The sequence below is a fragment of the Azospirillum sp. HJ39 genome (genome assembly GCF_041507355.1).
Classification (GTDB): domain Bacteria; phylum Pseudomonadota; class Alphaproteobacteria; order Azospirillales; family Azospirillaceae; genus Azospirillum; species Azospirillum thiophilum.
On record NZ_CP167905.1, the window covers coordinates 946776 to 966263 of the forward strand.

18 protein-coding genes are annotated in these 19488 nt (G+C 67.8%); 5 read left to right on the forward strand and 13 right to left on the reverse strand.

Going from position 1 to position 19488, the window contains the following annotated elements; translation table 11 throughout:
• Positions 1-368: 368 nt before the first annotated feature.
• The 5 genes from ABMY26_RS04685 to ABMY26_RS04705 are packed head-to-tail and all read left to right on the forward strand — an operon-like array spanning position 369 to position 4772.
• Positions 369-2111 (forward strand): SpoIIE family protein phosphatase, encoded by a 1743-nt coding sequence (locus ABMY26_RS04685; protein ID WP_372394330.1) that lies wholly within the window; start codon positions 369-371, stop codon positions 2109-2111.
• Between the two features lie 19 nt (positions 2112-2130).
• Positions 2131-2676, forward strand: a complete 546-nt coding sequence (locus ABMY26_RS04690; protein WP_372394331.1) for a SiaB family protein kinase — start codon at positions 2131-2133, stop codon at positions 2674-2676.
• 20 nt (positions 2677-2696) lie between these two features.
• Positions 2697-3071, forward strand: coding sequence for a biofilm regulation phosphoprotein SiaC (siaC, locus tag ABMY26_RS04695; RefSeq protein WP_372394332.1), 375 nt, complete (start codon positions 2697-2699; stop codon positions 3069-3071).
• Positions 3072-3093: 22 nt separating this feature from the next.
• Positions 3094-3987, forward strand: coding sequence for a sensor histidine kinase (locus tag ABMY26_RS04700; protein ID WP_372394333.1), 894 nt, complete (start codon positions 3094-3096; stop codon positions 3985-3987).
• Positions 3984-4772 (forward strand): diguanylate cyclase, encoded by a 789-nt coding sequence (locus tag ABMY26_RS04705; protein ID WP_372394334.1) that lies wholly within the window; start codon positions 3984-3986, stop codon positions 4770-4772. The genes ABMY26_RS04700 and ABMY26_RS04705 overlap by 4 nt, the downstream gene beginning before the upstream one ends.
• A gap of 75 nt (positions 4773-4847) precedes the next feature.
• Here the strand turns inward: ABMY26_RS04705 and ABMY26_RS04710 are convergent, their stop codons facing one another.
• From ABMY26_RS04710 to ABMY26_RS04770, 13 genes are all read right to left on the reverse strand, one after another.
• Positions 4848-5432, reverse strand: a complete 585-nt coding sequence (locus ABMY26_RS04710) for an Hsp20/alpha crystallin family protein (RefSeq protein ID WP_372394335.1) — start codon at positions 5430-5432, stop codon at positions 4848-4850.
• Positions 5433-5532: 100 nt separating this feature from the next.
• On the reverse strand, positions 5533-7443 hold the full coding sequence (locus ABMY26_RS04715) for an AI-2E family transporter (protein WP_372394336.1): 1911 nt from the start codon (positions 7441-7443) through the stop codon (positions 5533-5535).
• Between the two features lie 126 nt (positions 7444-7569).
• Complete coding sequence (locus tag ABMY26_RS04720) at positions 7570-8601, reverse strand: agmatine/peptidylarginine deiminase (RefSeq protein ID WP_372394337.1); 1032 nt, start codon at positions 8599-8601, stop codon at positions 7570-7572.
• Positions 8602-8891: 290 nt separating this feature from the next.
• A complete protein-coding gene (locus tag ABMY26_RS04725; protein ID WP_372394338.1) occupies positions 8892-9014 on the reverse strand; it encodes a hypothetical protein in 123 nt (40 codons plus the stop codon).
• Positions 9015-9165: 151 nt separating this feature from the next.
• Positions 9166-9999 carry an ABC transporter permease subunit gene (locus ABMY26_RS04730; protein WP_372394339.1) on the reverse strand — a complete coding sequence of 278 codons (834 nt, stop codon included), beginning with the start codon at positions 9997-9999 and terminating at the stop codon, positions 9166-9168.
• Positions 9996-10940 carry an ABC transporter permease subunit gene (locus ABMY26_RS04735; RefSeq protein WP_372394340.1) on the reverse strand — a complete coding sequence of 315 codons (945 nt, stop codon included), beginning with the start codon at positions 10938-10940 and terminating at the stop codon, positions 9996-9998. Before ABMY26_RS04735 ends, ABMY26_RS04730 begins: the two co-directional genes overlap by 4 nt.
• Positions 10937-12088: an ABC transporter ATP-binding protein gene (locus ABMY26_RS04740; RefSeq protein ID WP_372394341.1), complete on the reverse strand. Its 1152-nt coding sequence runs from the start codon at positions 12086-12088 to the stop codon at positions 10937-10939. Before ABMY26_RS04740 ends, ABMY26_RS04735 begins: the two co-directional genes overlap by 4 nt.
• A 97-nt stretch (positions 12089-12185) precedes the next feature.
• Complete coding sequence (locus ABMY26_RS04745) at positions 12186-13283, reverse strand: extracellular solute-binding protein (protein WP_372394342.1); 1098 nt, start codon at positions 13281-13283, stop codon at positions 12186-12188.
• 183 nt (positions 13284-13466) lie between these two features.
• On the reverse strand, positions 13467-15044 hold the full coding sequence (locus tag ABMY26_RS04750) for a GDL motif peptide-associated radical SAM/SPASM maturase (RefSeq protein WP_372394343.1): 1578 nt from the start codon (positions 15042-15044) through the stop codon (positions 13467-13469).
• 116 nt (positions 15045-15160) lie between these two features.
• Complete coding sequence (locus ABMY26_RS04755; RefSeq protein ID WP_372394344.1) at positions 15161-15358, reverse strand: DUF1843 domain-containing protein; 198 nt, start codon at positions 15356-15358, stop codon at positions 15161-15163.
• A gap of 64 nt (positions 15359-15422) precedes the next feature.
• A complete protein-coding gene (locus ABMY26_RS04760) occupies positions 15423-15620 on the reverse strand; it encodes a DUF1843 domain-containing protein (RefSeq protein ID WP_045586234.1) in 198 nt (65 codons plus the stop codon).
• Between the two features lie 445 nt (positions 15621-16065).
• Complete coding sequence (locus tag ABMY26_RS04765) at positions 16066-16440, reverse strand: EamA family transporter (protein WP_045586233.1); 375 nt, start codon at positions 16438-16440, stop codon at positions 16066-16068.
• A gap of 54 nt (positions 16441-16494) precedes the next feature.
• Positions 16495-19374 carry a UbiA family prenyltransferase gene (locus ABMY26_RS04770; protein WP_372394345.1) on the reverse strand — a complete coding sequence of 960 codons (2880 nt, stop codon included), beginning with the start codon at positions 19372-19374 and terminating at the stop codon, positions 16495-16497.
• Positions 19375-19488: the final 114 nt, after the last annotated feature.

The following is a 19488-nucleotide window of genomic DNA, read 5'->3' on the forward strand; positions in this document are numbered from 1 at the left end:
GCTGAACAGCTCATGCCCGGCAACGGCTTCCGGTCTTCGGCATGACAATCGTCACAATTAGTCGCAATTCGCCGATCTTCGTTGCCATCGGTGGCCGGTCGTTTCGATCCGGCCGGACATCCGCCAATGAAGAGCGCCGTTGCCACATGTTCTTTCACGACTGGTTGGGGCGAACGTGTTATGGATTGGCCCATCCGCCACACGCATCATGTCCGCAGGCCGGTTCGATGACTGTCGGCGTGCCGCACGCAGGGGTGGATTTACTGAATGAGCGCGGGTTGGCCGCAGACCGGGCAGACCGGACCGGGACTGCCATGAAGACCGCTTCGGACGGACAGGCCCCGCCCGGACGGATCAGGAGGATGTGGATGAGCGTCACGGGATGGGACGACACCGAGTCCTATACGCTTCGCGGCTCCGGCCCCCAGGGCGGGGAAGAGAGCGCGGCCCTCGCGGGCGGCTCGTCGCTGCTGACCCGCGTCATCCTGATGATCGTCGGCTGCACCCTGCTGGTCGGGATGATCGCCATGGGCGTGTCGTCGGTGCTGGTCGGCCGCCAGCAGCGCGAGGCGCTGACCCACCGCGCCGCGCTGGTCGGCACGCTCCAGGCGTCAGCCATGGGACAGGCGGTCTGGGAATACGACACCCGCGGGGTCGAGGCGATGATCCGTGGCCTGATGGCCGAGGATCCGGCGGTGCGCAGCGTCAAGGTGTGGGCGGCGTCCGGCGGACGCGGCGGGCATGGCGAACCGCTGGTGACGGTGGAACTCCCGGCCGGGCGGGCGGAGCTGGCGACGGTCGAACGGCAGATCGGCATTTCCGGCAGCGACGGCGAACGGACGATGGTCGGCCTGCTGCGGCTGACCTATTCGCTGGAGGAGGCGGAGAGCGCGACCCTGACCGCGCTGGCACCGATGGCCGGCCTGGTCTTCTTCTCTCTTCTGGCGGTCATCGGCATGATCAGCATCCTGCTGAACCGGCTGGTGCTGGCGCCGCTGGCACGGCTGACCCGGTCGGCCGGGGAGATCGCCGCCGGAGACTACCGCGTCCGCCTGCGCAACCGCCGGGCCGACGAGATCGGCCAATTGACCGTCGCGTTCAATCACATGGCCGAGACCGTCCACGGCTACACCGAGCGGTTGGAACAGCGCGTCGCCGAACGGACGGAGGAGCTGCGCCATTCCAACGAACAGCTCGCCGTCGTCAACCGGCAGGTGATGGACAGCATCCAATATGCCAGCCTGCTGCAATCGGCGATCCTGCCGGACGAGCGGGCGATGGCACGCCGGCTGGACGGGCTGTGCGTGCTGTGGCGTCCGCGCGACGTGGTGGGCGGCGATTTCCACATCTTCCGCGAGTTCGACGACGGGCGCTTCCTGATCGGCGTCGCCGACTGCTCCGGCCACGGGGTGCCGGGCGCCTTCATGACCATGACGGTCTCCGCCATCCTCGACCATGTGCTGTCGGAAACGCCGGACAGCGATCCGGCCGCCATCCTGGGCGGGCTGAACCGCATGGTACGCGCCGCGCTCGCCCGCGGGCGCGACAACCCGCGCTTCGACAACGGCCTGGACATCGGGCTCTGCCTGGTGCGGCCGGATCGCGGCGACCTGCTGTTCGCCGGCGGCCGGATAGGCCTGCACATCGTCGAGCCCGGTGCTGGTGCTGGGACCTGTGCCGGAAGCGGCTCGGTCGGCGAAGTGAAGGGCGACGCGCAGAGCCTTGGCTATCGCCGGTCGGACATCGGCCACCGCTTCACCACGCACCGGGTGGATCTTGCGCCCGGCCGCAGCTTCTACCTGACCACCGACGGTTTCCTCGACCAGGCCGGCGGCACGCGCGGCTTCGGCTTCGGCAACCGCCGCTTCAACGCCATGCTGCTCGAGCATGCCGCCGTCCCGATGGCCGACCGCAAGGCGGCCTTCGCCGCTGCGCTGGCGGAGCACCAGGGCGACCGCCCGCAACGCGACGACATCACGCTGGTCGGCTTCACCGTTGCCCCGCCACGTTCCCCGGCGCATTCTGCGACGGATTACGCCGCAGGCTCCGCCACGGATTCCACTACGAATCCAGGCGGCGCCGAATCCCCGTTCCGCCCCATCCACCCGTAAGGCAGGTCATCAAGTCACGATGAAAGGCAACGAACTCTTCAACCTGCAGGAGCTGCTGTCGCGGCAGAAGCTGCTGATCTGCTTCAGCGGCCCCTTCAGCCACAGCGTGATCGAGGAGCTGGGCAAGGCGGTCCGCAACCATCTGGAAAATGAGCGGATCGAGAAGTCGGCGATCATGGACGTCTTCTCCGTCTATGTCGAGCAGGCGCAGAATGTCCGCAACTACACGGCGTCGCGCGACCTGCTGGGCCGGCCGATCCCGGCCAACAGCGGCATCGTCGTGATCGGCAAGGACGGAGACCATTACGCCGTAAGCTCCGGCAACCTGGTGGAGGCGGACGACGTGCCGGGCCTGTCGGCGATGCTGGAAAAGCTGCGCGGACTGGACAAGGCCGGGCTGAAGGCCGCCTACAAGGAACAGTCGCGCAAGCCGCGCGAGGCGGGCGCCAGCGGCGCCGGGCTGGGACTGATCGACATGGCGCGCAAGGCGACCCGGCCACTGGACTACTCCCTGCGCGCGGTGGACGAGCGCTATTTCTTCTTCAGCCTTGAAGTCCAGCTATAAGAAATCACGGAACACTCATAATGGACAGTTTGCGGATCGAGGCAACCTCCTGCTCGCCCCTGATCGATTTCGATCCGGCAGTCGGGCTTCTGCGCATCGAAGGGGAATCCTATCCGGAGAACTCCTTCGACTTCTATGCGCCGGTGTTCGTCTGGCTGGAGGATTACCTGAAGGAACCGGCGCCGGCGGTGGTGCTGGACATCGGGCTCAGCTACCTCAACACCAGCAGCATCAAATGCATGATCGACGTGCTGGAGATGCTGGACGGCGCCCACCAGCAGGGGCGGACGGTATCGGTCCGCTGGCACTATGACAGCGACAACGACCGTGCGCTCGACATGGCTGAGGAGTTCGCCGAAGACGTCTCCCTGCCCTTCGAAATCCTGGCGCACTGACATGGCGCCCTGAGTACCCGAGATGACGATGCGCTCGCAGGAACAGGAGCTTCATCAGTGGCTTCAACGGCTGGCCGATGACCCGGCCAATGCCGGCAACCCCCTGCTGGCCGAATTCCAGAAGCTGGCGGAACGGCATGGCAAGCTGCTGCGCCAGTTCCGCAAGATCGCCAAGATCAGCGACCGCCTGCAGACCGAAACCAAGGACATGGCCCGCCAGCAGCGCCAGTTCGTGCTGATGGTCAGCCACGAGTTCCGCACGCCGCTGGCGATCATCGACAGCGCCTCGCAAATGCTGGAGCTGGAACCGAAGCTGCCGGTTTCGGTCATGCCGCGGCTCGGCAAGATCCGCAACGCCGTCCAGCGGATGGCGCATCTGATCGAACGCTGCCTGACCGACGACCGGCTGGGCACCGCGGCGGCGCGGCCGTCGTCCTTCGACCTCACCGCGCTGCTGACCGCGATGGCGGCGGAGGTCGGCGCCTCCTCCCCCGGCCACCGGTTCGTGCTGCAGGGCTTCGACCGGCCGGTGCCGATCCCCGGTGACCGCGACCTTCTGGCCGTCGTCTTTTCCAACCTGCTCGAAAACGCGGTGAAATACTCTCCCAAGGGAGGGGCGGTCCGCCTCGACCTTTCCGTCGGCGACGGGCAGGTCACGATCCAGGTGGCCGACGAGGGAATCGGCGTCAATGCGACAGACGCGGCGCGGCTGTTCGACAAGTATTTCCGCGCGTCCAATGCCGCCGGGACAACCGGGGCCGGGCTGGGATTGCACCTCGCCCGCTCCATCGTCGACACCCACGGCGGCGGGATCGCGGTGACGAGCGAACCCGGCCGTGGGTCGGCCTTCACCGTCCGCCTGCCCACGGTTCGCCATGTGCCGGCCACCCCCCCGGTGAAGGAGCCGTCGTCGTGACGGACCGGACGAAGACGGACGGGACGATGGCGGACGGGACGACGGCGGCGGGTTTGAACAGACGCTGGGCCTTGCGGCGGGGGACGGTTGGGATGATGCTTCAGGAACAGAAGCTCCAGGACTGGATCGCGCGCCTGTCGGAGAACGGGGAGTACGCCTCCCATCCCCTGATGGACGAATTCCGCGCCCTTGCCGCCGACCATCTCAAGCTGATGCGGCAATTGACCAAGATCGCCAAGATCAGCGACCGCATCCAGACCGATACCCGCCAGATGACGCACGCGCTGCACGCCGCGTCGCAGACCGATCCGCTGACCGAGCTGCCCAACCGCCGCCACATGATCGAACGGCTGGACGCGGAGCTGTGCCGCATCGGCCGCAGCGGCGGTGGCTTCGCCCTGATCATGCTCGACATCGACCATTTCAAGCAGATCAACGACGCCTTCGGCCATGCCGCCGGCGACCATGTGCTGGTGGAGATCGCCGGCCTGCTGCGCCGGAACCTGCGCGGCCATGATCTGTGTGCCCGCTGGGGCGGCGAGGAATTCCTTGTCCTGCTGCCCGACGCCGACCGGACCCAGGCGGAAACGGTGGCGGAGAAGCTCCGCGGCCTGGTCGCCCGCCAGCCGATCGTCCACCGCGGACACGGCATCGCCATCACGCTCAGCCTCGGCGTCGCGGCCCATCGCCCGGGCGGGACGACGGATGCCTGCATCCAGGCGGCCGACGACGCGCTGTACGTCGCCAAGCGCGCAGGCCGCAACCGGTGGGCGACGGCGACCTGAGAATCCGGCTCACCGTCCCGGCGCCCACTGCCACGGGCGCCGGCTTCGGCGAGCCGGCGCCCGTGCTCCCCCTCCTCAACCCTGCGCGATCGCGATCTTGCGGCTCGACGGTATGCCGGGCGCGGTCTTCGGCAGGGTCACGGTCAGGACGCCGTGCTTCAGGCTGGCGGCGATCCCCTCCGGATCGACAGTCGCCGGCAGCTGGAAGGACCGCACGCACATGCCGTAGCGGCGTTCGGAGACGTAGCGGTTCTTGTCCTTCTCCTCCTTTTCCTCCTTCTTCTCGGCGCGGATGGTCAGGATGTCGCCCTGCAGGCCGACCTCGACGTCCTTCTCCTCCATGCCCGGCATCTCCAGGGTCACGCGGTACTCCGTCTCGGTCTCGTCGACCTGGGTGGCGGGAAGGATCGCATCCATGCGGTCTTCGCCGCGCAGCAACGGTTCCAGATCGAAGGCGGGACGGCGGCTCCAGAGCGCCCAGGGCGACCGGAACATCGACGACGCCTCGTCGAACAGGCGGTCGAACTCGCCGCGCAAGGCCAGGAAGGGATGACGGTTGCGATCTGCCAACGCCTTGGCCGCATCCTGCGTCGGGGCGGGTGTGGGCGCGGCGGGCTGCACGTCCGGTTTCTTCTGATCGGTCATGATGGTATCGGCCATGATGTCCTCCATCGGTCCGCCCCGGCCGGACCGGCGATCCGGGCGGCCGGGGCGATGGGCTCCGGTGCGCGCACTGTCGCGCGAAGACCGGCCGGCCGCGTTAATCTGGGTTAAGCTTCGGGCCGGGGACGGCCAGTCCCAATTCCGTCAGCTGCTCCAGCGCACCGGCCATGCCGGTGGCGACGAGATTGGCATCGGTCTCGGCGCTGGCACGCTGCGGCACCTCGGCCTCGGGATGGGCGCTCCACAGGCAGAGCAGGATCGGCACATGCGGGCCGAAATGCAGGCGCAGGCGGCGAAGCAGGCGGCGGGCATGGCCGAGCGCCGACGGGTTCAGCGACGACAGCACGATCGCATCCACGCCGCCCGTGCCCAGGCTGGCGATGGCGCGGATCGTCACCTTCTCGCATGGGATGACGTCGGCCCGCAGCCCCTGCCCGATCAGCAGATAGGCCAGCAGCCCGGCCGCCGCCTCGTCCAGGTTGTTGCGGGCGCCGACGCAGAGGATGCGCGGCGCCCCCTCCGCCGGGGCGGCGGTTTCCGCCAGTTCGTCCAGCAGGCCGGCCATCCCCTCGGCCACCGCCTGCCGCCCCTCCGGGTTCAGCGTGCCGCGCTGGCGGTCCTGCTCGGCCAGCGACAGGACGGGCAGCAGCAGGCCGTCCGCCACCTCGACCGGGCTGGAGCGGCCGAGCCGTTCCTCCGCGATCTCCGTCGCCTCGACCGGATCGCGGGCGAGCAGGCGCTGGTAGATCTTCGCCTCGTCGGGCAGAACGGGGCGGTCGCCCAGCATCACCTCCAGGAAATGCAGCTGCGGCACATGGCGGCCGAGCACCACCAGACAGACCGTCAGCGGCGTCGCCAGCAGCAGGCCGACCGGCCCCCACAGCGTCGTCCACACCACCGCCGCCACGATGATGGCGAGCGAGGACAGTCCGGTCGCCGAGCCGTAGAGCCAGGGCTCGACCACATTGTTGGAGAACAGCTCGACCGCGACGAACAGGGCGATGCACAGCAACGGCAGGGTCCAGCCGCTGTCGACCGCGAAGGACAGCAGGATGGGAAAGGCCGACGCGATCACCGGCCCGAGGAAGGGGATGAAGCGCAGGACCGTCGCCAGCATGCCCCACAGCAACGGATTCGGCACGCCCAGCAGCCAGAGGCCGACCCCGATCGGGAAGCCGTAGGTGACGTTCACCACCACCTGCATCAGCAGATAGCGGCTGACCCGCTGGCCGGCATCGTTCATCGCCTCGGTCGTCCGGCTGAGGTCGCCCGAGCCGACCAGCCGGATCATCCGGTCGCGCAGATCCTCGCGCTGCAACAGCATGAAGATGGTGAAGACCAGCACCATGCCCGCCATGGCGATGGGCGTCATCGCCGGACCCAGCACCCGGCCCATCAGGTCGAACACCCCGCTGTCGGACTGGTCGAGGCGCACCGGAACCGGCTCGCGCCGTGGGGCCGGGGAGGTCGGGCCGGCGTTCCGCGGCGCGTCGGAGGGGGTGGCGCCGGGAGCGGCGCCCGCCGATGTCGGGGCGGATGCGGGCGGTTCGGTGCCGGCGGCGCGCTCCAGTTCCTGCTGCAGGTCGCGGAAGGCGTCGGTCGCCTGTTTCAGCGCGCCACGGTCGCCGGTCGTGGCGGTGGCGGTGCGCAGCGCCTCGATCTTGGTGTGGATGTTGCGCTGGTAGGCCGGCAGATTGTCGGCCAGATCGCCGAGCTGGCTGCCCACCACCGCGCCGAAGCCGATGACCGCCACGAACAGCAGAACCACCACCGCCAGCACCGACGGGATCCGGCCGAGCCGCCAGCGCTGCAGCCGGCTGACGATGGGGGTCAGCACGAAGCTGAGCAGCACCGCCAGCGCGATCGGCATCAGGATGTCGGCCGCCAGATACAACGTCACCACGATCAGGGTGATGATCAGCAGGATCGTCTGGATGGAGACGGGCGGCGCCGCCTTCGTCACCGCGATGGGACGTGCCTGGAGCCGGCGGGCGGTGTCCTCGGCCATGGGTGTCGGGCTTTCCGGTAAGGGGGATGCCCGACAGGAACACCGGCGCGCTCGCGCCGTTCCCTACCCCTTCCGATCCGTCACGACGGCCCCTTCCCGGACGACCGGCCGGATACCGTCATGCCGTCAGGGAAGCGGCTGCTGTTGCGTAATGCAGTGGATGCCGCCGCCGCCGCGGACGATGTCCAATGCCGCGATCTGCATCACCTCGCGGTCGGGGAAGGCCTTGCGGACGGCGCGGAAGGCCTCGTCGTCGGCCGGATCCTCGAAGGCCGGCATGACGATGCCGCCGTTGGCGATGTAGAGGTTGGTGTAGGACAGGGTCAGGCGCACGCCGTTGACGTCGCGGCGGCCGGGCTGCTGGATCGGGATGACCTCCAGCGAACGGCCCCTGGCGTCGCGGGCGCGCTTCAGCCGGTCGAGATTGTCCTGGAACGCCTTGAAGTTGGCATCGCCGGGATCGTCGGTGGTGATCGCCATCACCACGCCCGGCCGCACGAACAGCGCGATCTCGTCGATGTGGCCGTCGGTTTCGTCGTCCTGATAGCCCTCGCCCAGCCAGATCACCGTTTCGATACCGAGATGATCCTTGAGCTGCCGTTCGATCTCGTCGCGGCCCAGGCCGGGATTGCGGTTCGGGTTCAAGAGGCACTGCTCGGTGGTGATCAGCGTCCCTTCGCCGTCGACATGGAAGGAGCCGCCCTCCATCACCAGCGGCGCGGTGAAGCAGGGCAGCTTCAAATGGTCGAGGATCAGGCGGCCGACCTTCTGGTCCTTCTCGCTGCCGTCGTAATTGCCGCCCCAGGCGTTGAAGCCCCAATGGATGCCGGCCAGTCCGCCGGAACCGTTGGTGACGAAGCTGGGGCCGGTGTCCCTGATCCAGGAATCGCTGATCGGCAGGGGCAGGATCTGGATGCCGGGACCGCAGGCGAGCGACGCCTCCGCCACGTCCGCCGGGTCGCACACCATCGTCACCGGCTCGAACCGGGAGATGGCCTGCGCGACCTCGGCATAGGCGTCGCACGCGGCGTCGAAACCACCCTCCGGCCAGGTCTCGGGCCGGCACGGCCACGCCATCCAGCAGCCGCTGTGGCGGTCCCATTCGCCCGGCATGCGGAAACCCTGGTCCGCCGGAGTCGGGGCGTTCGGTGTCGTCATGCGTCGATCCCTCTGCGCTTTTTTCCCTGCCCCGTCGCGGGCGCAGCCATGCAAAGCGGCCGGCGCAACGCGTGATCGTGACAGTTTCCATCCCGACCCACCCTAACCACGGGAGCGCGCGTTTGGCAATCGCGACCACCGCAGCGGGCTCTTGGCCTTATGGCAGAGGAACTATGGCAGAGGGATTTTTAAAAAGGACACGGACGGCAGGCCCGCAGGGGAGCCACGTCGATCCGCCGGAACAGGAATCCGGCGGAAGCAGCCCGGTGTCAGGCCGGTGGCGGCCCGGCTCAGCGGCCGGACGGCGGGCGCAGGGCGCGGCGGGCGGTGACCGTACGGGTGGTCGAATAAGCGCTGGAAACGGGGCTGAAGAATCCAAGCCTCAACAAGGGGAACCACAGGAGCGCGCGCATGGCACGGCCTCTTTCGCTGTTGACGATGACGTCAACATAGCAAAAGAAACGGGCAATTGCCATCCGCGGCGGCACGGGTCTGCCGCGCGCGGATGGACAGGCCTGCGGACCGGCCCGCACAGTGCCTAAAAGCCGGCCGATAAGCGGCGGTTCAACCGTTCTGGATCGCCATCTGCTCGTCGCGTTTGCGCTGGCGCTCCTGCCTTGCCATGACGAGGCTGGCGACGAAGATGCCGGTCGCCACCACCAGCACCATCAGGGTGGCCAGCGCGTTGATCTGCGGGCTGATGCCGAACTTCACGCTGGAGAAGATCACCATCGGCAGCGTCGTCGATCCGGGGCCGGAGACGAAGCTGGCCACCACCACGTCATCCAGCGACAGGGTGAAGGCCAGCAGCCAGCCGGCGACCAGCGCCGGGGCGATCAGCGGCAGGGTGATGACGAAGAAGACCTTGGCCGGGCGGGCGCCCAGATCCATCGCCGCCTCCTCCAGGCTGCCGTCCATGCCGGCCAGCCTGGATTGGATGACCACCGCGACATAGGACATGGTGAAGGTGGTGTGGGCGATGGTGATGGTGGTGACGCCGCGCCCGTCGGGCCAGCCCAGCCATTGCTCCATCGCCACGAACAGCAGCAGCAGCGACAGGCCGGTGATGACCTCGGGCATGACCAGCGGCGCGGTGATCATGCCGCCGAACAGGGTGCGCCCGCGGAACCGGCCGAAGCGCGTCAGCGCCAGCCCGGCGCAGGTGCCGAGCAGCACCGCCACGGTCGCCGACACCGCCGCCACCTGGAAAGACAGCAACGCCGCGTCGAGCAGGGTGTCGTTGTGGATCAGCTCGCCGTACCATTTGGTCGAAAAGCCGCTCCACACCGTCACCAGACGCGACTCGTTGAAGCTGTAGACGATCAGCAGGGCGATGGGAACGTAGAGGAAGGCATAGCCGAACCACAGCGCCCAGGACAGGAACCCGATCCGTCTCATCGGCCGGCCTCCGCCTCTTTGCCCTGGACATGCTGGAAGATCATGATCGGCACCACCAGCACCAGCAGCAGCGCGATGGCGACCGCCGAGGCGACCGGCCAGTCGCGGTTGGCGAAGAACTCGTTCCACAGCACGCGGCCGATCATCAGCGTGTCGGGACCGCCCAGCAGCTCCGGCGTCACGAACTCGCCGACCGCCGGGATGAAGACCAGCAGCGAGCCGGCGACGATGCCGGGCAGCGACAGCGGCAGGGTGATCGCCAGGAAGGACTTGAAGGGCCGCGAGCCGAGGTCGGCCGCCGCCTCCAGCAGGCTGGGATCCATCTTCTCCAGCGTGGAATAGAGCGGCAGCACCATGAAGGGCAGGTAGCAATAGGTCATGCCGATATAGACTGCCCAGTCGGAATAGAGGATCTCCACCGGCCCGCTGGTGATCCCGGTCCATTCCAGCAGGTTGCTGATGACGCCGTTGCCCTTGAGGATGCCGATCCAGGCATAGATGCGGATCAGGAAGCTGGTCCAGAAGGGCAGGATCACCAGCATCATCAGCGGCCCGCGCCGCGCCGGGTCGGCCCTGGCGATGGCGTAGGCCATGGGATAGCCGATGGCGAGACACAGCAGCGTGGTGACCGCCGCGATCCGCAGCGAGTTCAGGTAGGCGAGGATGTAGAGGTCGTCGCCGCCCAGCCGGAAGTAATTGCCGATGTTCAGCAGGATCTGCAGCTTCGAGGTGCCGGCATCCTCGTCGGTCAGCCACTCGACCAGCGACGAATAGGGCGGCTGGGCGATGATCGATTCGGAGAAGCTGATGCCGAAGACGATCAGGAAGGGCACCAGGAAGAACAGCAGCAGCCACAGATAGGGGATGGCGACGACCACGCCGCGGCCCCACAGCCCGATCCGGCTGAGCCCGGAAACGAGGCTGGAGACGACCGCGTTCATTGGGTCAGCACCACGCCGGCGAAGGGCCGCCAGCTCAAGCTGACCTCGTCCTCCCAGGTGATCGGCATCTCGGTGCGGCGGGTGACGTTGGGGGCGGTGACCCGCACCGTCTTGCCGGTCGGCAGCTGCACCAGATAGATCGACACGTCGCCGAGATAGGCGATCTCGCGCACGATGCCGGTGGTGCCGTTGCGGCCGTCTCCGGCCTCCGCCGGCTCCTTGGACAGGGCGATCTTCTCCGGCCGGATGGCGACCGAGACGGGCGACCCGGCCGGGGCCGGGGTGGCGTGGGCGATCAGCAGCTCGCAGCCGGCCTCCTCCGAGGCGACCAGGACCTGATCGCCCTCCGTCGAAACCACGCGGCCCTCGAACATGTTGATCGAGCCGATGAATTCGGCGACGAAGCGGTTGTGCGGATATTCGTAGATCTCGGTCGGCGTGCCCACCTGCGCGATGACGCCATGGTTCATCACGGCAATGCGCGACGACATGGTCATCGCCTCCTCCTGGTCGTGGGTGACGACGATGAAGGTGACGCCGAGCTTCTCCTGGATGTTCACCAGCTCGAACTGGGTGCGTTCGCGCAGCTTCTTGTCGAGCGCGCCCAGCGGCTCGTCCAGCAGCAGCAGCTTCGGCCGCTTGACCAGCGAGCGGGCGAGCGCGACGCGCTGGCGCTGGCCGCCGGACAGCTGGTGCGGGCGGCGCTTGCCGAAGGCCGACAGCTGGACCATCCCCAGCATCTCCGCCACCCGGTCGCGGATCTCCGCCTTGGCAACCCCGTCCTGCTTGAGGCCGAAGGCGACGTTCTGCTCCACCGTCATGTGCGGGAACAGGGCGTAGGACTGAAACATCATGTTGACCGGCCGCTCATAGGGCGGGATGCCGGCCATGTCGACGCCGTCGATGTAGATTTTGCCCTCGGTCGGCTGTTCGAAGCCCGCCAGCATGCGCAGCAGCGTCGTCTTGCCCGAGCCCGAGCCGCCCAGCAGCGCGAAGAACTCGTTGCGGTAGATCGACAGGCTGACCTCGTCCACCGCGACGAAGTCGCCGAAGGTCTTGGTCACCTTCTCGATACGGACATAAGGGGTCTGGCCCGCGTCCTGCCATGGTTCCAGGCGGGTGGGCTTGCGAATCTGCTGACCGGCCATCCGGTATCCTCTTTCATGACGACGCCCCGGCCGTTCCCCATCGCTGGGGATCGGCCGGGGCGGGTCGGCGCGCCGGTGGGCGCCCCACGGGATCGGCTTACTTGCCGGTCTTGACCTTGGTCCACACACGGGTGCGGGCGCGGTCGGTGGCCTGCTTGATCTGCTTCAGCGAGAACAGCTTCATCGTGCTGTCGGCCGGCAGGAAGATGCCGGGGTTCGACTTGATGTCGTCGGCGACCATCGGCAGCGAGGCCGGCACGGCGTTGGCGTAGCTGACCTTGTTGGAGATGTTGGCCATGTTGGCCGGGTCGAGCGCGAAATTGATGAACTGGTACGCCCCGTCCTTGTTGGGCGCGTCGGCCGGCACCGCCAGCGTGTCCCACCAGACCTGGACGCCTTCCTTGGGCGTGACGTATTCGACCTTGGCGCTCTTGGCCTCGGCGGCGCGGGCGGCGCCCTGGATGGCGTCGCCATTGTAGGCCATCACGACGCAGGCGTCGCCGCCGGCCAGGATGTTGATGTTCTCGCCGGTCACGAAGCGCTTGATGTAGGGGCGGACCGCCATCAGCGTCTTTTCGACCTTCTCCAGATCCTCCTTCTTCTCGGAGTTCGGGTCGAGGCCGAGATAGTTCAACACCGACGGGATGACGTCGATGGCCGAATCCATCACGGTGATGCCGCAGGCCGCGACCTTCTTCGCCACGTCGGGCTTGAAGATCAGGTCCCAGCTGTCGAGCGCCACGTCGGGGGCGACCGCCCTGATCTTTTCCGGGATGATGGCGATGCCGACGGTGCCGCCGAGATAGGGCACCGCGAACTTGTTGCCGGGATCCGAATTCTCCAGCAGCTTCAGGACCTTGGGATCGATGTTCTTGTAGTTGGGGATCTTCGACTTGTCGAGCGGCCCCACCACCTTGGCCTGGATCAGGCGCGACAGCGTCGGCTCGGCGGTGGGGACGATGACGTCGTAGCCCGACTTGCCGACGAGCACCTTCTGCTCCAGCAGCTCCAGGCTGTCGTACAGGTCGACCTTCGTCTCAGCGCCCGTGGCCTTGGTGAAGTCGGCGAGGGTCGTTTCACCCAGATAATCGTTCCAGATGTAGATGTTGACCGGCTTCTTGGACTGGGCCAGCGCCGGCCCGGCGATGGCGACCGCCGCGACCGCGCCGATGAGGCTGAGAGCGAGTTTTTTCATGGTTTGCCCCGACCTGTTCGTTTCTGTTGCGGGTGCCGCTTCATCCCCACGGCGAACCCTGAGCGCGGGCGCTATTGCACCCACGCCCGGGTGCGTTGTCAACGGTCTGGGTCCGGTCGGGGGCGCAGATTCGCTTCGGCCCCAGCGCCTTGGCCGGAATGGCGAAAGTCGCCGTGGAGGAACTCAGGACTTGGCGCCGGCCCCGGCCGTCGCAACCGCCTCCTTTGCCGCCTCCTTCGCCGCCGCCTTCGCCGCCGCCTTCGCCGCTCTGGCTTCGTCCAGCAGGCGCTGGGTCTCGCGGATCAGGGCGCGGCGGCGGGCGCTGTCGACGTCGTGGCGGGCCGCCGCCGCCGCGACGTCGGCACCGCAATGGGGGCAATCGGTCTCGTGCGGCCAGATATACTGGTTGCAGGCGCGGCAGAGCGTCAGGCTGGGCGGCACCGCGCCGCCTTCCTCCGACCGCTCGTAACTGTGGCGATGCACCTTGGCCGGGTCGCGCTCGGGCAGGCCCGGCGAATCCACGCCGGGAATCGGCTCGGTGATCAGGGCGAACTCGCCGATGGCGAAGGCCTCCTTCGGGGCGTCCTTGATCTTCACCACCCGCTCGCGCAGGCCATGCCTGGCGAGGTCGAGCACCCGGTAATGGCAGTAGGGATTGTTGCCGCGTTTGCCCAGCAGCGATTCGGAGGTCCAGGTGCAGCCGGCGCGGCAGGCGTCGGCGTAATAGCAGGTCCGGCAATAGCCCCACAGCTCGTCGACCGAGCGGGTGCGGGCGAAGGCCATGCGGTCGGACAGGCGCCAGATGTCCTCCAGCGTCATGTCGCGGATGTTGCCGGAGGCGTAGAGCGAGGTCGCCAGCGACGGGCAGCCCTTGATCGTGCCGTCCGCCTCGATGCCGATCCCGGTCTGGCCGGCCGAACAGCCGCTCCAATGCTGCGCCTCGTCGCCGAAGCCGCGCCACAGCCGCTCGTACGGGCCATAATAGCCGACATTGTTGCCCATCACCATCAGCAGCCCGCGGTCCAGCCCCTCGCGGTAGAGCCGGGCCAGCAGCGGCATCACCTCGATCAGCCGATGGGGCTGGAGGATCAGGTCGGGATTGTCCACCGCATTGCCCATGGCGACGGTGAACTGGATCTGCCAGTGGGTCGCCCCGGCCTCGATGATGGCGTCCATGATCGCCGGCAGATGGTCCGGGGTTTCCGGGCCGATCTGGGTGTTGGCCGACACCGCCAGCCCGCGCGCCTTGGCCCGGCGCAGGGCGCCGATGGCCTGCTCGTAGGATCCCGGAACGCCGCGGACGCGGTCGTGCAGCTCGGGCATGCCGTCGATGGACACGCCGATGGCCTGCAGCCCGGCCTCCGCCGCCGCATCGATGCGGCCGTCGGTCAGGTTGCGGGCGCCGGTCTGCATCGAGGTGCGCATGCCGTGGCTGCGGCAGCGCCGGACGATCTCCAGCCAATCCCGGCGCAGATAGGCCTCGCCGCCGATCAGCGAAATCTCGCGGGTGCCCAGCGCCGCCAGCCGGTCGACGAGGTCCAGCGCCTCCCCGGTGTCCAGCTCGTCCGGGCGGGGGCGGCCGGCGCGCGAGCCGCAATGCAGGCATTTCAGGTTGCAGGCCAGCGTGATCTCCCACACCACATGGACGGGAACCAGCCGGCGGTAATCCTCCGCGTCGCAGAAACGCGCCGGGACATGGTCCCGCGGCGGCTCTTCGGACGGCGAGCGGGCGGGAACGAGGCCGGGAATCGTCTGGTCCATGATGCCGGGATCCTTGGTCTGCGGTCTGCGGTCTGCGGTCTGCGAAATCAGCATCTGCGGATGGACGGCGCACCGCCCCGCCGGACCGGAGTCCGTCGGGGCGGGCACATGCCGGATCAGCCGGCGGCGGCCTCGGCCTTGGCGATCTCGACCTTCAGCAGCTGCAGCGCGGTCGGGATGTCGCCATAGGCGGTCAGGACCTCTTCGGCCTGGGCCTGGAGGGTCTTCATCTGGGCGAGATCGCCCTTGGCGATCGCGTCGGTGATGGTGGCCATGTACATCGGGTAATGCGGGAAGCGGGCCAGTTCGGACATCTTTCAGGTCTCCTGTCGGTGGAACGCGGGATGGGAACGGAGTGCGGAACCGGTATGGCCGGCCTCAGGCGGAGGCTTCGGCCTTGGCGATCTCGATCTTCAGATGCTGCAGCAGCCGACCGACGTCGCCGTACTGGGCCAGATGCTCTTCGGCCGCCGCGGCGACCTCCTTCATCTTCGCGAGGTCGCCGGTCGAAATGGCCTCGACAATGGCCGGACCATAGGGGCGGACGGACGTCTTGTTCTGGGGCTCGGTGCTCATCGGCGGACGACTCCTCGGCAGTGTGGGATCGACAGTGGGGGATGCGGGTGGTGATGAGGACGGCGGCCGTCCGCGACCGCGCGGATGCAAAATCCCGCACGGAAGGCGTCGCGGCCGGCAAAGGAAATCCTTTTCCCGGATGACGGCCATCGGCCGGCAACAGGGCCGCCTGTCGCTAAAAATTGTGTCTTCTGGTGTTTTTGCTCGCGAATATGCTGTCAGTTATACCCACCGAACATTTCCGGTCAATGCCCGAATCATGACATTCCATTTTGAATTTGAAAGATTCGACGGCACAGAACGTTGCCATATCATGGTATTCACTCAAATACAGCCAGTCGTGTGCCGATAATATTGACGCACTGCAAAAAAGAAGGCGCCGCGACTATTGTCACAGCGCCGTCATATTCAGGAATACGGGGTGCGGGAGCGGGATTTTATCCTGTCAACTCTGTGCGGTCAGCACCACACCCAGAACCACCAGCAGCGTGCCGACCAGCCGGACCGGCGTCAGGGTCTCGCCCAGCAGCAGGACGCCGAGCGCCAGCGTGACCAGGAAGCCCAGCCCGACGAAGGGATAGGCCATGGTGACGTCGACCTTGGCCAGAACCGCCAGCCACACCACCATCCCCAACCCGTAGCAGGCGAGCCCGGTCAGGATATGCGGCGTGGCGACCACAGACAGGGCGATCCGCCCCGCCTCCCCCGCCGCCAGAGCGGTCGAGACCTGGGGGCTGGACATGCCGATCTTCAGGGAAATCTGCGCCAGGGCCGACAGGGTGACGCTCAGCAGGATCAATCCGACGATGCCGATGGGCATGGGGGCTCCGGGAAGAAGGGGGCGGGAAGAAGGGGAAAGGAACGGCTGTCGGGCTCAGGCCCGGCCGAGGGCGAGCGCGACGGCACAGACCAGGCCGATGGCGATGCTCCACTTGTCGCGGGCGGCGAAGACCACCGGGTCGTCGTGCATCAGCCCGCGGTGGGTCTGCAGCCACACCCGCCCGATCCAGAAGAGCAGCAGCGGGCAGACGATCCACAGCGCCTCGGGCCGGTCATAGACGCGGCCGACCTCCGGGCTGTTGATGTAGAGCGCCATCACCAGCACCGACAGGAAGCCGGCGGACACGCCGATGGATTGCAGAACCGGCATGTCGGCGGTCAGGTAGCCGCGGCCCTCCGCCTGCCCCAGCCCGAGCTTCAGCATGCTGTCCATCTCGGAATAGCGCTTCACCATCGCCAGGCTGAGGAACAGGAACATCGAGAAGGCCAGCAGCCAGAAGGACGGGACGATGGCCGTCGCGGTGGCGCCGCCCAGCACGCGCAGCGAATAGAGCCCGGCCAGCAGCATCACGTCCCAGATGACCCGGTTCTTGGCGAACAGGTTGTAGAACAGCGACGAGCCGGCATAGGCGGCCAGCGCCGCCAGGAACAGCGGCGGCAGGGCCAGCACCGCGACGGCGACGCTCGCCAGCAACAGCCCCGGGATCAGCGACAGGCCGAGATCGAGCGGCAACTCTCCCGAGGCGAAGGGCCGGCGGCGCTTGCGCGGGTGGCGGCGGTCGGCCGGCAGGTCGAGCAGGTCGTTCAGCACATAGATGCTCGACGCGCACAGGCCGAAGGCGAGGAAGGCCGCCATCGCCTGCAGGGTCGGCCCGACCTCGCCCAGCTTGTTGCCGGCCAGCAGCGGCACGAAGACCAGCAGGTTCTTCAGCCACTGGTGCAGGCGCAGCGCCCGCAGGATCAGCAGCAGGCGCGGCCGGCCCGGCGTGGCGATGGTCTCCAGCGGGCAGAGCGTCGCGGCATGGCGGATCACGGCGGACGAGGCGTTCACCGCCACGCCGCGGCGGGCGGCGCGCCAGATCGCGAAATCGGCCTCGTCGTTGCCTATGTAGTCGAAGACGCCCGACGGCACCTGCGCCCGGATGGCCTCGCACTTGCGCCCGGCCTTCAGGTTGACGCCGTCGTTGCTGGCCAGCACCTGGTCGAACAGGCCGAGGTGCCGGGCGATGGCATCGGCGTAGCGATGGTGCGCGGCGGTGGCCAGCACCAGCCGGCGGCCACGGCTGCGCTCCGCCTCCAGCCGTTCCAGGACGGCGGGGTTGTAGACTAGGGAGGCCGGGTCGATCTCCACCCGACGGGCCAGTTCGGCCTTCAGCCGCGCCTTGCCACCGGCCAGCCAGAGCGGGACCAGCAGCGCCGCCCAGGGCTGCGCCTTGATCAGGCCGAACAGCGATTCATACAGCAGGTCGGTCTTCAGCAGCGTGCCGTCGAGGTCGACGAACAAGGGCGGCTCTTCGACGGCGGGGGGCTCCGCAGGAGTGGCAGGGGTGAGCGTGGTGGCGGTGAGGGTGGAGGGAGTGAGGTCGGTGCCGCCGGCCTCGGCCCCGCTCCACGGCGGCAGGGCCGCACGGTCGTGCCAGCCGGCAAGACGGTACAGCAGCGCCAGCAGCATCAGCGTGGCCAGGAACAGGTAGGATTGCAGGATGTTCAGCGGCGTGTCGGCCAGCGCGTTGAGCGGCCAGAATAGCAGGTTGCCGGCAAGGAAATAGGCAACCGCCAACACGGTGGCCAGCACGGCGGGCGCGGTCGCCGAACGCCGCGCCCCAGGTTCCATCAGGATCAGGAAGGCCAGCGCGAAGGCCGGCAGCAGGATGCCGAAGTGATGCACCCAGGCGACCGGCGAGCCGACGGTAAAGCAGACGCCGGCCACGGTGAAGGCGACGATCCGTTCCGCCCCGCGGTCGCGACGCCGCCACAGCAGGCCGACGGCGACGAAGGCGAGGCCGGAAATCTGGGTCGCGGCATGGACCGCCGGATGGTAGGGGGCGAAGGAGTCAGCCGACCAGTCGAGATTGTTGCCGTTGTGCAGCAGCCGGTTGACCAGCCCGTTGACGGTCTGGTTGACGTGATAGCTCTCGCCATGCCGGCCGATGAACAGCAGCACGTCGAGATAGTCGACCATCGGCGCGAAGCCGTAGAGCAGCGTCGCCAGCGCCACTCCCGGCACCACCACGGCGGCCCAGCCCGCCGCCATCCGCCAGTCGCCGCGCACCAGCGCCCAGGCCAGGAACAGCGACATCTGCGGCTTCATCAGGGAGGACGCCCCCAGGAGCGCGCCGCACAGCATCCGCCGGTCGCGCAGCAGCGCGATGCAGGCGAAGACGAAGGCGGCGTTCAGCCAGACCTGGACCTGCCCCAGCGAGAAGGCCTTCAGCACCGGGTAGAAGCACAGGGTCGCGGCGAAGCCGAAGCCGCCCAGCAGAAGCTGGGTCGCCCGGTCGTCGCGAGCGCCGGGCAACCGCAGCCAGGCCGCCATCTCCAGCACCAGGATCGCCATGCCGGCCGCCGTCGCCAGCACGAGCAGCAGGTTGATCCGCGAGAAGGCGTGGAGGTCCAGCACCCCAAGCGCCTTCATCGCCTCCAGCGGCAGCAGCGAGGTCACCGGATACTGGAACTTGACGTGCTGCTTGAAGAAGACCCCGTCATAGACATTCTCGCCGGGGCGCTCGTGCAGCCAATCCAGCGCCGCGATCATCGGATCCCAGGAATCGACCGGGATCAGGTCGGGATTCTCCAGCACGACCAGATTCTGGATGTCGGTCAGGTTGCTGGCATGGCCGCCGCGATGCAGGACCAGCCCCAGCAGGCCGGTGGTCAGCACGATGAACATCAATGCGGCGACGACGCTGCGCTGGACCCGACCGACGCTGTGAAGGCGTGTTCGAAGGGACGGGATCGCAGGTTGCATGCTCATGCTTGGCCATCCATCGGTTGCGTCTGACAGGTGCTTTTTTTGCCGGCCGCGGGGTCCGGCCGGGCGGTCGGAGGCACGCCGCGACGGCGGCTGCCGTGAACCGCTGCGGCCCAG

Coding starts and splice junctions, on each gene's coding strand:
- ABMY26_RS04685 (WP_372394330.1), top strand. CDS start 369: ATGAGCGTCACGGGATGGGACGACACCGAGTCCTATACGCTTCGCGGC.
- ABMY26_RS04690 (WP_372394331.1), top strand. CDS start 2,131: ATGAAAGGCAACGAACTCTTCAACCTGCAGGAGCTGCTGTCGCGGCAG.
- siaC (WP_372394332.1), top strand. CDS start 2,697: ATGGACAGTTTGCGGATCGAGGCAACCTCCTGCTCGCCCCTGATCGAT.
- ABMY26_RS04700 (WP_372394333.1), top strand. CDS start 3,094: ATGACGATGCGCTCGCAGGAACAGGAGCTTCATCAGTGGCTTCAACGG.
- ABMY26_RS04710 (WP_372394335.1), bottom strand. CDS start 5,432: ATGGCCGATACCATCATGACCGATCAGAAGAAACCGGACGTGCAGCCC.
- ABMY26_RS04715 (WP_372394336.1), bottom strand. CDS start 7,443: ATGGCCGAGGACACCGCCCGCCGGCTCCAGGCACGTCCCATCGCGGTG.
- ABMY26_RS04720 (WP_372394337.1), bottom strand. CDS start 8,601: ATGACGACACCGAACGCCCCGACTCCGGCGGACCAGGGTTTCCGCATG.
- ABMY26_RS04725 (WP_372394338.1), bottom strand. CDS start 9,014: ATGCGCGCGCTCCTGTGGTTCCCCTTGTTGAGGCTTGGATTCTTCAGC.
- ABMY26_RS04730 (WP_372394339.1), bottom strand. CDS start 9,999: ATGAGACGGATCGGGTTCCTGTCCTGGGCGCTGTGGTTCGGCTATGCC.
- ABMY26_RS04735 (WP_372394340.1), bottom strand. CDS start 10,940: ATGAACGCGGTCGTCTCCAGCCTCGTTTCCGGGCTCAGCCGGATCGGG.
- ABMY26_RS04740 (WP_372394341.1), bottom strand. CDS start 12,088: ATGGCCGGTCAGCAGATTCGCAAGCCCACCCGCCTGGAACCATGGCAG.
- ABMY26_RS04745 (WP_372394342.1), bottom strand. CDS start 13,283: ATGAAAAAACTCGCTCTCAGCCTCATCGGCGCGGTCGCGGCGGTCGCC.
- ABMY26_RS04750 (WP_372394343.1), bottom strand. CDS start 15,044: ATGGACCAGACGATTCCCGGCCTCGTTCCCGCCCGCTCGCCGTCCGAA.
- ABMY26_RS04755 (WP_372394344.1), bottom strand. CDS start 15,358: ATGTCCGAACTGGCCCGCTTCCCGCATTACCCGATGTACATGGCCACC.
- ABMY26_RS04760 (WP_045586234.1), bottom strand. CDS start 15,620: ATGAGCACCGAGCCCCAGAACAAGACGTCCGTCCGCCCCTATGGTCCG.
- ABMY26_RS04765 (WP_045586233.1), bottom strand. CDS start 16,440: ATGCCCATCGGCATCGTCGGATTGATCCTGCTGAGCGTCACCCTGTCG.
- ABMY26_RS04770 (WP_372394345.1), bottom strand. CDS start 19,374: ATGAGCATGCAACCTGCGATCCCGTCCCTTCGAACACGCCTTCACAGC.